The sequence below is a fragment of the Embleya sp. NPDC025285 genome, from assembly GCF_055558835.1.
Window position 1 is genome coordinate 1 of record NZ_JBVHLU010000174.1, and the last position, 13656, is coordinate 13656.

The window sequence follows — 13656 nt, forward strand, 5'->3', positions numbered from 1 at the left end:
AAGCCCCGAGCGAGGCGCCGCCTTTTTTCTCGGAGGAGCGAAGCGGGGGAGAGAAAAAAGGTGGTGCCTCGCGAGCCGGCGACGAAGTCGCCCAACAAGCAGCAACGCCGCCGAACACGAATCCGCCCACCCCAACCCGCCCCCGCCCCGACCCAGATTCCCCAGCACCCCACACCGACGCCACAGGTGCGCCGACCCACCACCCCCACGACCCAGCCAACTCGATCCGCCGCCTCCGCGACCTTGGTTGGTCGGCTGTCTGGGGCCGCAACCCGGGTAGGTCGGCCCGCCTCTCGCGACCTCGCCGATTCGATCCGCCGCCTCCGCGACCTTGGTTGGTCGGCTGTCTGGGGGCCGCCACCTGGGTGCGTCGGCCCGCCTCTCGCGACCTCGTCGACTCGATCCGCCGCCTCCGCGACCTTGGTTGGTCGGCTGTCTGGGGGCCGCCACCTGGGTGCGTCGGCCCGCCTCTCGCGACCTCGCCGATTCGATCCGCCGCCTCCGCGACCTTGGTTGGTCGGCTGTCTGGGGGCCGCCACCTGGGTGCGTCGGCCCGCCTCTCGCGACCCCGCCGCCTCAACCCGCCACCCCCACGACCCCGTTGCGTCTCCTGCCTGCGATGGCAACACGGGCGCCTCATCCCACCCTCGCGCGCCCGCCACCTTCAACTCGCCGCGCTCACCGCCCCAAACGCGCTGCCTCCCTGCGTTAGCGACACGGGTGCGTCGGCCCGCAGCTCCGCAACTCCGCGCTTTCGCCGACTCGACCCGCCGCTCCCGCGACCCCGTCGCGTCGCCTGCCTGTGGTGACGACACGCGCGCGTCGACCCGCCACCCCCGCGATCTCAGAGCCTTGCCTCGTGCGTTGACGGCGCAGGTGCGTCGGCTCGCCCCCCGGCGCTCCCGCCGACGTCCTGCCCCTGCGCCCCCGGTACCTGCCTCGTGCGTTGACGGCGCAGGTGCGTCGGCTCGCCCCTCGGCGCCCCCGCCGACGTCCTGCCCCTGCGCCCCCGGTACCTGCCTCGTGCGTTGACGGCGCAGGTGCGTGGGCTCGCCCCCCGGCGCCCCCGCCGACGACCTTCCCCCGCGCCCCCGGCACCCGCCTCCCGCACTGAAACACGTGCGTGGGCTCGCCCCCCGGCGCCCCCGCCGACGACCTTCCCCCGCGCCCCCGGCACACGCCTCCCGCACTGACACACGTGCGTCGGCCCACCACCTCACGCCCCCGCCAACACGACCCGTCCCCGCCCCGGGCGCCTCCACCCCACCCCACCCCACCCCGCCGACCCCAGCGGCCCATCCCCTCGCGGCCCCTCCCCCTCCCCCTACCCCGCCGGCAGCCGCACCTCGAAGCGGCATCCGCCACCCGTGTTGGCCACCCCCACCCGGCCCGCGTGGGCCTCGACGATGCCTCTGACGATGGCCAGGCCCAATCCCGCGCCGCCGCCGGGGGAGGGGGTTCGGGCGTGGGTGCCGCGCCAGCCGGTGTCGAAGACTCGGGGGAGGTCCTCCTCGGGGATGCCGCCGCACGCGTCGGTGACCGAGACCACGACCTCGCCCTCGGCGGTGCGTACCCCGACCGCGACCGTGCCGTCCGAGGGGGTGTGCCGGATCGCGTTGACCAGCAGGTTCGTGATCGCCCGGGACATCTCGCGGCCGTCCACCCGGACCGGGACCGCGACGATGTCCTCGCCCGCCAGCCGCACCGAGCAGGACCGGGCCAACGCCTCGGTGCCGGCCATCGCGTCCGCCACCAGGTCGTAGAGCGAGACCCGGGCCAGGGTCAGCTTCAGGGCGCCCGCCTGGATCCGGGACAACTCGAACAGGTCGTCCACCATGCCGCTGAGCCGATCCACCTCGATCCTGATCCGGCGGTGATAGCGCGCCGGATCCTCGGGCAGGTCGTCCTCCAGTGCCTCGGCCATCGCGCGCAGGCCCGCGAGCGGCGTGCGCAGGTCGTGCGAGATCCACGCGATCAGCTCGCGCCGCGCGTGTTCGACCGCCCGTTCGCGCTCCCGGGACTCGGTCAGTTGTACGCCGGCCCGCTCCAACTCCCGCCCCAACTCCGCGAGTTCGACCACCGCCGAGACCCGCCGCGACGGCCCCGGCACGCCGCCGCCCAAGGCCCGCGCGGAACCGCGCAGCGCGCGGACATCGGCCACCACCGGGCGGCCGAGCAACATCGCCACGCCGATCGCGAGCACCGCCGAGACCGCGCAGACCACCATCACCACGGTCAGGTCGTGCGAGGAGAGCAACATCGCCTGGGAGACCCCGACCGTACCCGCGGCCATGCCGGCTATGGTCACCACCGACATCGCGGCCAGCGCGACCGAGAGCGAACGATTGCGCAGCGCCCGCAGGCCGAGCAGGCCCAGCAGGGTGACGCCGAGCCCGCTGCCCGCCGCGATCAGGCAGATCAGCGCGAAATCCTTCACGGGCATCCGGGTTCGACCTCCAGCCGATAGCCCACGCCCCACACGGTCACCAGGAGCCGGGGCGCGGCCGGGTCGTCCTCGATCTTCTCCCGCAACCGCCGCACGTGCACCGTCACCGTGGACTGGTCGCCGAACTCCCAGCCCCAGACCCGACGCATCAGCTCCTCCCGGGTGAAGGCCCGTCCCGGGCTGCCGAGGAAGAAGCAGAGCAGATCGAACTCGCGCGCCGTGAGCGAGAGTTCGTGGCCTGCGCGGAGCACGCGGTGAGCGCCGACGTCCACCTCGATGTCCGCGTGCCGCAGCACCGAGGGCGCCACGGGCGGCGCGCCGGGACCCGCGACCCGGCGCAGCACGGACTGCACCCGCAGGACGAGTTCGCGCGGGCTGAACGGCTTGGTGACGTAGTCGTCCGCGCCGACCTCCAGGCCGAGCACCCGATCGCCCTCGTCGCCCAGCGCGGTCAGCATCACCACCGGCACCGGACCGCGCTCGCGCAGCCGTCGGCAGACGTCCAGCCCGTCCATGCCGGGCAGCATCAGGTCCAGGACCACCAGATCGGGCATCTCGACGGCTGCCAGCTCGAGCGCGGTCGGCCCGTCGGCGGCGTGCGCCGTGTCGAACCCCGCACGTTCGAGATAGCCGACGACGACCTCGGCCACGGTCGGATCGTCATCGACCACGAGCACCTTCATGCCGGCGAGTGTAGGTGCGCGAAGGGGACGATTCCGGCGAGCGATCGATCCGTAAGCGGCACGTAACCCACACGGCCGCATCGCTGCGACGTCAGCACTCCGTAAGCACGTCAAGCCTGCGGCTGCGGCCGGTGCGTACTTAGCGTGAGCCGCATGGAAGCCTCTCCGGCGCATCCCGCCGAGCACATGGAAGCCTGTTCGGCGCATCCCGCCGAGCACGTGGAAGCCTCTTCAGCGCATCCCGCCGAGCACGTGGAAGCCTCTTCGGTGCACCCCGCCAAGCACATGGAAGCCTCTTCGACGCATCCTGCCGAGCACATGGAATCTTCGGCGCATCCCGCCGAGCATCTCGTGGACGTCGTGCTGCCGTGCCTCGACGAGGCCGACGCGCTCCCGTGGGTGCTTGCCCGGATGCCGGCCGGATACCGCCCCATCGTCGTGGACAACGGCTCGCGCGACGGCTCGGCCGCACTGGCCCGCTCGCTCGGCGCCGGCGTGGTGGTCGAGGAACGCCGCGGGTTCGGCGCGGCCTGCCACGCGGGCCTGCTCGCGGCGACCGCGCCGATCGTGTGCTTCTGCGACTGCGACGCGTCGCTGGACCCGGACGAACTGCCCTCGGTCGCCGGACCCGTGCTCGCCGGCGACGCGGACCTGGTACTCGGCCGCCGCCGCCCGCAGACCTTGAACGCCTGGCCGCCGCACGCGCGCCTGGCCAACGCGGTCCTGGCCCGCCGCCTGCGCCGACGTACCGGAGCGCGGCTGCACGACCTCGGCCCGATGCGGGCCGCCCGGCGCGCCGACCTGCTCGCGCTGGAGGTCTCGGACCGCCGCTCCGGCTACCCGCTGGAGACCGTGGTCCGCGCCGCCGACGCCGGTTGGCGGATTGCCGAGACGGACGTGCGCTACCTGCCGCGCTCGGGCCGCTCCAAAGTGACCGGCACGGTGCGCGGTACGGTCACCGCGGTCCGGGACATGAGCGCCGTCCTCGCCCGTGCCGGGCGGCCTGCGTGAGCACCCTCCTGGTGATCGCCAAGGCGCCGCTGCCGGGCCGGGTCAAGACCCGGCTGACCCCGCCGCTGACCCCGGACCAGGCCGCGGCGGTGGCCGAGGCCGCGCTCACCGACACACTGGCGGCGGTGCTCGCGACGCCTGCGCGCCGCCGGGTCCTGGTGCTCGCGGGCGAACCGGGGCCGTGGCTGCCGGCCGGCTTCGAGGTGGTGCCGCAGGGGGCCGGGGGACTCGATCTGCGCCTGGCCGCCGCGTTCGCCGGCTGTTCCGGGCCGACCCTGCTGATCGGCATGGACACCCCGCAGGTCACCCCCGAACTGCTGACCGTGGACTGGTCGGCCGCCGACGCGTGGTTCGGCCCGGCGACCGACGGCGGATTCTGGGCGATCGGGCTGCGCGAACCCGACCCGTCGGTGTTCCCCGGCGTACCGATGTCGGTGCCGCGGACCGGCGCGGTCCAGCGGTCCCGGCTGCTCGCCGCCGGACTGACCGTGCGCGACCTGCCCACCCTGACCGACATCGACACGGCCGCCGACCTGGCCGCCGTCACCCGCGACATCCCCGGCACCCACTGCGCCGGTGTGGCCCGCGCATTGCTCGGCGGCGAGGTGTACGCATGACCCTGGTCCGCGAGCCCGACCGCACGGCCGACCCGGCGAACGCGCGGTCCGACACCCCGGCGGACGCTCCGGCCCACCCCGGGTCGGACGCCCGGACCACCGACCCGTACGCGCTCGCCCTGCGCGACGGCGGAGCCGTGTACGTCCGCCGGCACGGCCACCGTCGGCAACCCCTCGAACTGGCCCGCTGGTGCGCCGAACCGGACACCGCCGACGACACCATGCTCGCCCGCTGCACCGGCCCCACCCTGGACGTCGGCTGCGGCCCGGGCCGACTGGCCGCGGCGCTGAGCCGTCGAGGCGTGACCGCGCTCGGTGTCGACCCGGTGCCGACCGCCGTCGCGCGGGCCCGGACCGCCGGGGCCACCGCGCTGTGCCGGTCGGTGTTCGACCCGCTGCCCGGCGAGGGCCGCTGGGCGGTCGCCCTCCTCGCCGACGGCAACATCGGCATCGGTGGCGACCCGGGCGGACTGCTCGACCGCATACACGGCCTGCTCGCCCCCGGCGGCCTGCTCGTGGTGGAGACCGATCCACAGGACGTGTACGAACGCTTCGCCGCCCGGGTCGAAGACGACCGAGGCAGTCACGGCGGCGCCTTCCGCTGGGCCCGGGTGGGCACCCCGGCGCTGCGCCGCCTCGCCCCGACACACCACTTCACCGTGACCGACACCTGGACCCGCCCGGGCCGCGCCTTCGCCACCCTGCACCGCTCCTGAGCCTTCGACGGCCGCCCGACCCGGCGCCTGCCGGGCCCGACCACGCACCGACCGACCCGCCCGGGCCGCGCTTTCGCCACCCTGCACCCGTTTTGGCCCCGAGGAGTCGCCGACCGTCCGCGATCCGGCGACGGCTCAACTCGAATACGCGCCGATCGGCCCGCCTGAGCCGCGCCTTCGTCATCCCGTCCCGAGCCCGAGTGCGCGCCTGCCGGCCCACGCTGGCCGTGCTTCCGTCACCCCGCATCGGTTCCGAGCCGTCGCCGACCGACCCGAGCCGGCGCCGGGCCGGGCTCGAACGCGTCGATCGACCTGGGCCGCGCCTTTGTCGCCCGCACCGCGCCCGAGCCCTCGCCGACCGGTCCCGAGCCCCGGCAATCCGGGTCTCCAACCCGCACCGGCCAACCCGCCTGGGCCGCGCCTTCGCCACCCCGCGTCGGTCCCGGGCCCGAGTGCGCGCCTGCCGGCCCACCCTGGCCGTGCTTCGGCCACCCCGCATCGGTTCCGGGCCGTTGCCGACCGTCCGCGATCCGGCGACGGCCCGAGCCCGAATACGCGCCGATCGGCCCGCCTGAGCCGCGCCTTCGCCACCCCGCATCGGTCCCGGGCCCGAGTGCGCGCCTGCCGGCCCACGCTGGCCGTGCTTCCGTCACCCCGTCCCGGTCCCGGGCCCGAGTGCGCGCCTGCCGGCCCACGCTGGCCGTGCTTCCGCCGCCCCGTCCCGGTCCCGGGCCCGAGTGCGCGCCTGCCGGCCCACCCTGGCCGCGCTTCCGTCACCCCGTCCCGAGCCCGAGCCCGAATGCGCGCCTGCCGGCCCACCCTGGCCGCGCTTCCGCCACCCCGCATCGGTTCCGAGCCGTCGCCGACCGTCCGCGATCCGGCGACGGCCCGAGCCCGAATACGCACCGCCGGCCCACCCGGGCCGCGCTTTCGCCGCCCCGCACCGCCCTTGGCCGTCTCCGCCCGGCTCCAAAGTCGGCGACGGGCCGGGCCCGACCACGCGCCGACCGACCCGCCGCCGCCGACCCGCACAGCCCACCCCCGCCGACCCGCCGGCTGATCCGCACAGCCCCCCGCCGGCCCGCCGCGTCACCGGCCTTCGGCCACGCCCCGGGCCTCACCCCCGCCCCGCTCCCGCCCCCGCACCCGGCGGAACGCCACCACCCCCGCGGTCCCCACCACCACCCCCGCCCATACGATCGCCAGCCCGCGTCCATAGTTCAGTGGAAGCACCGACGGGTTCTGCGTCGGCAGTGGCCGCAGCAGCGCCGGCAGCGCGATCAGCGTGCCCACGACACCCACCGCCAGGCCGCCCAACACGGTCCGTCGCACCCACGCGGCCGGCCTCCGCCCGAACCGCATCACCAGCGCGCCGACGGTGAAGACCACGACGGCGAACACCCCGTCGTGCAGCAGCACTCCGGCGATCAACCACTTCGCCAGACCCATCCGCTCGGTCAGGAACGGGTCGTCCCAGACACCGGCCACGCCCCACCCGATGCCGGCCACCCCGGCGGCGCCCAGCACGAGCCGGACGGCGCCCACCGCCCGCCCGGTTCGCGGCGCGACCGGCTCGGGCTCCATCGCCGTACTCATCCCAGCACCTCCATGCGGGCGACCCACTTCGTCTGGAGCACGCCCGGCCGGTTCGGCGCGATGATCCGCGCCGGATACCCGTGGTCCTCGGCCAGCGGCGCGCCATTGAGCATGAGCGCCAGCAGGGTCGACGAGTCGCGGGCGTACTCGTCCGGCATCTCCATCACCGAGTACGGACTGAACCGCTCATGCGAGAACACCCGCAGCCGGGCCCCGGACGGCGCACCAGCCCGGGCCATCAGGTCCCGAATCCGCACCCCGGACCAGTGCGCCGACGCGCTCCACCCCTCGACACACGTGATCGGCAGCGTCGCCTCGTGCTGCGCCATCGCCAACAGTTCGGCCCGGGTCAGCGCGAACGGTCGCGGGCCGGCCACCTCCAGGCGCCACGCGGGATCGCGGACCGCCGTGAACACGCCCGCCGCGGCAGCCGTGCGATTCACCGGCAGACCTTGCGGGCCGATGTCCGCCCGTCGCGGCGCCAGCACCGACACCCGCCCCAGTGGAGTCACCGTCTGCCCCACCGTGGCCAACGTGACCACGCCCACTCCGGCGCCGAGCACGGTCAACAGGCCGCGCCGCGAGGGCCCTTCGGACTCGGCCGGCACGCCCCGGGGACGCCGCCAGTGGGCGAGGATCAGCGGCAGCTTCACCGCGACATGCAGGGTGAGCGCGCCGGCCGCCACCCACGCGATCCAGTAGTGCGCCGGTACGAACGGGAACGGCCACGGATACCACTGCACGATGTTCAGCAGTCCGGTGACGAGTTCGAAGATCGCCGCCATCATCAGCACCGCGATGGACAACCGCTCCAGCGCGTGCCCCACCGACTTCGCCGGCGGCCAGGCGAACAGTCGCGGATAGACCACCCACAGCTTCACCAGAAGCAGCGGCACCGCCGCGATCCCGGTCGCCACGTGCAGCCCCTGGGTGACCCGATACCCCCACACCGGCCGGGACGGCAGCGCGAGCCAGTGCGGCTGATGCTGGAGCAGATGGCTGAACAGGCCGGTCAGGAAGCAGATCAGGAAGGCGAGGCCGAGCAACCGGCCGACGAGGACGGCCGTACGCGGATCGTGCAGCGCGCCGCGGAACGCGCCGGCTCGGAACGGACCGCGCCGCAACGCGGCGGGCGGGTCCGGCAAGCGGATGTCGAGCTTCATCCCCCCAGCCAACGCCGAAATCCCCCTGTAGGCCCCCATTGACCGTCTTACGGAGTGCTGACGCTCGACCTCCGGAGACCTCGACCGTCCTGCCTCGACCGCCGTACGGAGTGCCGACGCTCGACCCCCGGAGACCCCGACCGTCCTGCCTCGACTGCCGTATGGAGTGCCGACGCTCGACCCCCGGAGACCCCGACCGTCCTGCCTCGACTGCCGTATGGAGTGCCGACGCTCGACCCCCGGAGACCCCGACCGCCCTGCCCCGACCGTCTTACGGAGTGCTGACGCCCGGCCCGGGACGCCCCGTAAACGCCCCCACCGCCGACACACTCGCCGCATGGCATCGAGCACCGCCACCACGAGCACCCCCACCACCGGCACGCCTGCCACCGGCACCGTGACCACGATCTCCGCCGTCGGCACCGGCCTGGGCCTGACCGCCGCCGTCGGCTTCGCCGTACACGGCCCGTGGACCCACCCCGGCAGCGTCGGCGTGTACGTCGTGTACGGAACCGCCTGGGCGCTGTTCGCGCTGGGTGCCTTCCTCGTCCACCGACTCCCGGTGCGCCGTGCCGTGGTGCTGATCCTGGCCGGCGCGGTCGCGCTGCCCGTCCTGGCCGCCGGCGCCCCGCCGCGCACCAGCGACGACGCCTACCGCTACGCGTTCGACGGGCGGGTCCAAGCCGCGGGTCGCTCGCCGTACGTGCACGCGCCGGCGGATCCCGAGGTGGCCGGGTTCCGCGACGACTGGCTGTTCCCGCCGGGCGAGTGCTCGGGGTGGTTCAAGCACCCGCTGCCGGACGGCTCGTGCACCCGGATCAACCGGCCCGAGGTGCACACCATCTACCCGCCGGTGGCCGAGGCGTACTACTGGCTCGTGCACGTCGCGACCCCGCCCGGCCGGCCCGAACCCGTCCAGGGCGCCGCCGCGTTGCTGGCGATGCTGGTGAGCGTCGCGCTGCTGCTGGTGTTGCGCCGGTTCGGCCGCGACCCCAGACACGCGGTGTGGTGGGCGTGGTGTCCGATGGTCGCGCTGGAGAGCGGCAACAACGCGCACGTGGACGTGCTCGGCGTGCTGCTCATGGTGCTCGGCCTGGCCGCGATCGCCGGCCGCCGGCCGATCCTGGGCGGCGTGCTGCTCGGCGGCGCCGCCGCGACCAAGATGTTCCCCGCCGCCGCGCTGGCCGGCGGCGTACGCCGGGCCCCGGTGCGACTGCTCGGTGCGGCGGCGCTCACCGTCGTGCTGGTCTACCTGCCGCACGTGCTCGCGGCCGGCCCCGCCGTGCTCGGCTACCTGCCCGGCTACCTCAAGGAGGAGCGCTACGACGACGGCGCGCGTTTCGGTCTGCTCGGCCTGGTGCTGCCGACCGACCTCACTCCGTACGCGGCCGTCGTCGTGCTGATCGTCCTGGCCGCGGTCGTGGCGGCCCGTGCCGACCCGGATCGCCCGTGGCACGGCGCGCTCACCCTGACCGGCGGCATGTTGTTCGTGCTCACCCCGGCCTACCCCTGGTACGCGCTGCTCGTGGTCGCGCTGGTGGCGCTGGACGGGCGCCGCTGGGAGTGGCTCGCGCTCGGCCCGGCGGGGTACGCCCTCTACCTCACCTGGGGCCTGGAACCGACCCCGGGTCAGATCCGGGCCACCCATCAACTCGGCTACGGCGCGGCCCTGCTGCTCGTGCTCGGTGTGGCGCTCTATCGACGAGCGCGGCCCGCCGACGGCACCACCGGCAGGCCCGCGGCCTTCCACGCCTGGAAGCCGCCGATCAAATCGGTCGCCTCGGACAGCCCCAGGTCCACCAGCGACGCCGCCGCGAAACTGGACGCGTAGCCCTCGTCGCACAACACGACCACCCGCAGGTCGTAGCCGGTGGCCTCGGCCACCCGCGCCGAACCCTCGGGATCCAGGCGCCACTCCAGATGGTTGCGCTCGATGATCAGCGCGCCCGGGATCGCGCCGTCGACGTCGCGCTGGAAGTCGGGTCGGGTGTCCACCAGCACCGCGCCGTCATGGAAGGCGGCGTGCGCCTGCTCGGGGGTCACCCGCGTCAGCCGGGCCCGGGCCTGCTCGAGGAGTCGGTCGACGGCGCTCACCACTGGTCCCCCGAACGCTCGACGCCCACCCGGCGCAGCGGCTCGAAGCTCGGCCGCGCGATGTCCTCGCCGGCGTCGTACAGGTTCATCGAGTCCAGGCGCGGCGTGTACACGTGCACGCTGATCGCGGGCTCGGTGCCCATGTTGGTCACCTCGTGTACGTAGGTCGGCCCGAACACGCGGGTCGAGCCGGCGGTGAGCACCCGTTCGCGGGCGCCGGCCCGGCGCAACGGGGTGACCACCAGGGAACGCTCGTGCAGTTCGCCGGAGACCACGGTGAACACGCCGGACGAGCCGCCGTGGTCGTGCAGGCCGGTGCTCTGACCGGGCAGCCAGCTCAGCAGCCAGACCTCCATGTCCTCGGTCGCGGCGAGCCGCTTGTACCAGCGGGAGATCGGGTCGTAGCGGACCTGGTCGAGTTCGGCCGCGACCAGGTCGGCGTGCCGGCGGGCGAGCGCGGCGAGTCGGGCGACGGCGGGGCGGACGGGCGGGGCGACGGGCAGGGCGAGCACGGCGGGGGCGGCGAGCGGGTCGCCGGCGACGGTGATGTCGCTGGACATAGGGGAGTCCTTCGGGATGTCTGCGCTATTTCTCTGGCGCGGCGGATCAGGCGAACGCGGCGGATCGAAAGCGAACACGCGAGCGGTCGACAGCAACCCGAACGGACATCCGGCCATGGGGGACGGCCGTGCCGATAAAAGGGGAAAAGAGTGCCGCCGCTTGCGCGGAGGACGACCGAAAAGGCGTCCTCAGGCGATACAGCTCGGACAACAGCTGTACACGTGGTCGCACGGCGGACACAGCGCGCTGAACACCCGACGGACGTCGACAGGACGACTCCGGTACCGGCTGCAGCGTGCGGACATGGGAAAAGGACATCGTCTGGGGGGTGTCCCTGTCAACTCGCCACGGCCCCGCCGGTGCCGCGCTCACCCGAATCGGCCGAGCGCTGCCCGATTCGGGTGAGGAATCCTGGGAAGGGATTGAAGCCTCCCGGGCACGGGGAGGCCCATTTTCGGGTGAGCCGGGTATGTGACCTCGGTCATCATCGCGGTTTTCCGGCTCGTCCGGGGAACTGTGCGGACCGTGTGAGGCGTAGTCCATTGCAGAGGTCATCACGGGTTGGCATCGAATGTCGTCGCGCCCTCGCCGGTACGCTCCCCGTCCGGAACGTCACGGCGATCACGTGACACGACAGGGTGTCCGGATCTGTCCATTTATGTGGTCAATTCGGATTGCTGTGGTCCCGGGGAGTGAATCCCCGCTCTAATAGCAGAGCCCGGCTTGACGTCGCAGCAACGACGCGCTTGTAATTTCACACACGTCGTGAACCGTTACCGGTAGCGGCTTAATCACGGGGACGCAAAAACGGGTCGAGGAGGCACGCGATGGGCGAGCTGTTCCAGCTACTGGTCGCCGAGGGCGAGAGCGAGGAGGAGGAGCTCGGTTGGCAGGAGCGCGCGTTGTGCGCGCAGACCGACCCCGAGTCCTTCTTCCCGGAGAAGGGCGGCTCGACACGAGAGGCCAAGAAGGTCTGCCTCGCGTGCGAGGTGCGCGACGAGTGCCTGGAATACGCGCTGGCCAACGACGAGCGCTTCGGGATCTGGGGTGGGCTGTCCGAACGCGAGCGGCGCAGGCTCAAGAAGGCGGCCGTCTGACCGTCGCCTGTTCGGGCCCGAGTCCGAGCAGGGCGGGCGCGGGGTGCCCGTCGCGTAGTGTGTTGGCCGTTCGGCCGGATGCCGGACCGCTGGTACCACGCCGCTTCGAGCCCCCCGGGGTCCCCGCACTCGATGTCACTTTTCAGCCATCAGTCGGCATACGCGCAAGCTCCGGCTTTCCCACGGCACATCGTCACCGCGATCCTCGTCGCCCATGACGGGGCACGCTGGCTGCCGCGCACACTGACCGGCCTGCTCGGTCAGGAGCGCCCGGTCCAGCGCGTCCTCGCGGTCGACACCGGCAGTACCGACGCCTCGGTCGGTCTGCTCGAGGACGCGCTCGGTCAGGGCTCGGTGCTGCACACCGAGCGACGGACCGCGTTCGGTACCGCCGTGAGCGAAGCCCTGCGTGCCGCGCCGCACGTCGACCCCGCGTCCCTGCCCTACCGGATCGACGCGTACGACGCGTCGGACCCGTACGGCGACACCGACCAGGACCGCCCGCCCCGATCGACCGAGCCGGTCGAGTGGTTGTGGCTCCTGCACGACGACAGCGAGCCCGCCCCCGACGCGCTGCACCTGCTGCTGCGCGCCGCCGACGAACTGCCCTCCGCGGCCGTGCTCGGCCCCAAGGTGCGGAGCTGGTACGACCGCAGGCAACTGCTCGAGGTCGGCACCACGCTCACCGGCAGCGGCCGACGCTGGACCGGCCTGGAGCGCCGCGAGCAGGACCAGGGCCAGCACGACGCGGTCCGCGGCGTGCTCTCCGTCTCCAGCGCGGGCATGCTGGTGCGCCGGGACGTGTGGGAGGGCCTGGGCGGCTTCGACCCGCGCCTGCCGCTCTCCCGCGACGACACCGACTTCGGCTGGCGGGTCAACGCCGCCGGACACCGCGTGGTCGTGGTACCGGACGCGGTGGTGCAACACGCCGAGGCGGCCACGCGCGAGCGCCGGCCGATCGACGTCGCGGCGAACCGCCCGCACCGGGTGGACCGCAGGGGCGCCGCCTTCACGCTGCTGGCCAACACCACCGGCGCGACCTGGCCGTTGTTGTACCTGCGCCTGCTGTTCGGCGGCCTGTTCCGCAGCCTGGGCTACCTGCTCGGCAAGCTGCCCGGGATGGCCCTGGACGAACTGCTCGGCACCATGGCGGTGTTGCTGCGCCCGGCCGCGTTCCTGTCCGCGCGGCGCGCCCGTTCGCGGACCCGGACCATGTCGGACAAGGACTTGGGCGACCTGTTCCCCAGCCGGGCCGCCACCGTTCGGCACGCCGCCGAGGGCCTGATCGGCAATCTGCGGCGGAGCGAGGAGCCGGAGAACCGGTCCGGTCGACACAGCAGCGCGGAATCGGGCCCCACCGACGACGACTCCGAGTCGCTCGACACGGAGAGCTTCGTCAAGCTGCGCGTGCTGATGCGCCGCCCCGGACTCTCGCTCGCCTTCGTGCTGACCCTGGTCACCCTGTTCGCCGCCCGTGGATTGCTGGGCGGCGGCAGTTTGTTCGGCGGCGCCCTGCTGCCCCCGCCGGAAGGCGCGGCGGACCTGTGGCACCGCTACCGCGACACCTGGCACGGGGTGGGCTTCGGCGAGGCGGGGGGGGGGGGGGGGGGGGGGGGGGGGGGTGGTGGGGGTGGGGGGGGGGTTTCTGGGGAGGGAGGGAAACAGACCGCGG

General features: G+C 73.7%; 11 protein-coding genes and 1 pseudogene. 6 read left to right on the forward strand and 6 right to left on the reverse strand.

From position 1 onward, the window contains the following. Nucleotides 1-1324: 1324 nt before the first annotated feature. Both ACZ4FV_RS49655 and ACZ4FV_RS49660 read right to left on the reverse strand, forming a co-directional pair. On the reverse strand, nt 1325-2437 hold the full coding sequence (locus ACZ4FV_RS49655; RefSeq protein WP_395874525.1) for a sensor histidine kinase: 1113 nt from the start codon (nt 2435-2437) through the stop codon (nt 1325-1327). Beyond that, nucleotides 2434-3129, reverse strand: coding sequence for a response regulator transcription factor (locus ACZ4FV_RS49660; protein WP_402234045.1), 696 nt, complete (start codon nt 3127-3129; stop codon nt 2434-2436). Before ACZ4FV_RS49660 ends, ACZ4FV_RS49655 begins: the two co-directional genes overlap by 4 nt. A 351-nt stretch (nt 3130-3480) precedes the next feature. Between ACZ4FV_RS49660 and ACZ4FV_RS49665 the strand changes: the two genes are divergently transcribed. From ACZ4FV_RS49665 to ACZ4FV_RS49675, 3 genes are read left to right on the forward strand one after another with little or no spacing between them, the layout of a single operon-like run. Next, entirely contained in the window at nt 3481-4140 is a 660-nt protein-coding gene (locus ACZ4FV_RS49665) for a glycosyltransferase family 2 protein (protein WP_465327935.1), read from the forward strand. Then, nucleotides 4137-4757 (forward strand): TIGR04282 family arsenosugar biosynthesis glycosyltransferase, encoded by a 621-nt coding sequence (locus ACZ4FV_RS49670; RefSeq protein ID WP_395874484.1) that lies wholly within the window; start codon nt 4137-4139, stop codon nt 4755-4757. The genes ACZ4FV_RS49665 and ACZ4FV_RS49670 overlap by 4 nt, the downstream gene beginning before the upstream one ends. Then, nucleotides 4754-5473 carry a class I SAM-dependent methyltransferase gene (locus tag ACZ4FV_RS49675; protein WP_402234047.1) on the forward strand — a complete coding sequence of 240 codons (720 nt, stop codon included), beginning with the start codon at nt 4754-4756 and terminating at the stop codon, nt 5471-5473. Before ACZ4FV_RS49670 ends, ACZ4FV_RS49675 begins: the two co-directional genes overlap by 4 nt. Before the next feature lie 1089 nt (nt 5474-6562). Here the strand turns inward: ACZ4FV_RS49675 and ACZ4FV_RS49680 are convergent. Continuing rightward, entirely contained in the window at nt 6563-7069 is a 507-nt protein-coding gene (locus ACZ4FV_RS49680; RefSeq protein ID WP_395874488.1) for a hypothetical protein, read from the reverse strand. Continuing rightward, entirely contained in the window at nt 7066-8232 is a 1167-nt protein-coding gene (locus tag ACZ4FV_RS49685) for a molybdopterin-dependent oxidoreductase (protein WP_402234049.1), read from the reverse strand. The genes ACZ4FV_RS49680 and ACZ4FV_RS49685 overlap by 4 nt, the downstream gene beginning before the upstream one ends. A gap of 337 nt (nt 8233-8569) precedes the next feature. On the opposite strand from ACZ4FV_RS49685, the pseudogene ACZ4FV_RS49690 reads away from it, so the two are divergent. Beyond that, a pseudogene (locus tag ACZ4FV_RS49690) lies at nt 8570-9667 on the forward strand (glycosyltransferase 87 family protein); the annotation flags it as partial. Nucleotides 9668-9927: 260 nt separating this feature from the next. Here the strand turns inward: ACZ4FV_RS49690 and ACZ4FV_RS49695 are convergent. Then, complete coding sequence (locus ACZ4FV_RS49695; protein ID WP_395874492.1) at nt 9928-10326, reverse strand: rhodanese-like domain-containing protein; 399 nt, start codon at nt 10324-10326, stop codon at nt 9928-9930. Further along, nucleotides 10323-10886: a cysteine dioxygenase gene (locus ACZ4FV_RS49700; protein ID WP_395874494.1), complete on the reverse strand. Its 564-nt coding sequence runs from the start codon at nt 10884-10886 to the stop codon at nt 10323-10325. The genes ACZ4FV_RS49695 and ACZ4FV_RS49700 overlap by 4 nt, the downstream gene beginning before the upstream one ends. 828 nt (nt 10887-11714) lie before the next feature. Between ACZ4FV_RS49700 and ACZ4FV_RS49705 the strand changes: the two genes are divergently transcribed. Both ACZ4FV_RS49705 and ACZ4FV_RS49710 read left to right on the forward strand, forming a co-directional pair. Further along, a complete protein-coding gene (locus tag ACZ4FV_RS49705; RefSeq protein WP_355545315.1) occupies nt 11715-11984 on the forward strand; it encodes a WhiB family transcriptional regulator in 270 nt (89 codons plus the stop codon). 132 nt (nt 11985-12116) lie between these two features. Then, on the forward strand, nt 12117-13656 hold a 1540-nt coding region (locus ACZ4FV_RS49710; protein ID WP_465327933.1), incomplete at its 3' end, for a glycosyltransferase.

Excerpts from the sequence above, each read along its gene's own strand:
- ACZ4FV_RS49680 (WP_395874488.1), bottom strand. The coding sequence starts at position 7,069 with ATGAGTACGGCGATGGAGCCCGAGCCGGTCGCGCCGCGAACCGGGCGG.
- ACZ4FV_RS49700 (WP_395874494.1), bottom strand. The coding sequence starts at position 10,886 with ATGTCCAGCGACATCACCGTCGCCGGCGACCCGCTCGCCGCCCCCGCC.
- ACZ4FV_RS49660 (WP_402234045.1), bottom strand. The coding sequence starts at position 3,129 with ATGAAGGTGCTCGTGGTCGATGACGATCCGACCGTGGCCGAGGTCGTC.
- ACZ4FV_RS49675 (WP_402234047.1), top strand. The coding sequence starts at position 4,754 with ATGACCCTGGTCCGCGAGCCCGACCGCACGGCCGACCCGGCGAACGCG.
- ACZ4FV_RS49685 (WP_402234049.1), bottom strand. The coding sequence starts at position 8,232 with ATGAAGCTCGACATCCGCTTGCCGGACCCGCCCGCCGCGTTGCGGCGC.
- ACZ4FV_RS49705 (WP_355545315.1), top strand. The coding sequence starts at position 11,715 with ATGGGCGAGCTGTTCCAGCTACTGGTCGCCGAGGGCGAGAGCGAGGAG.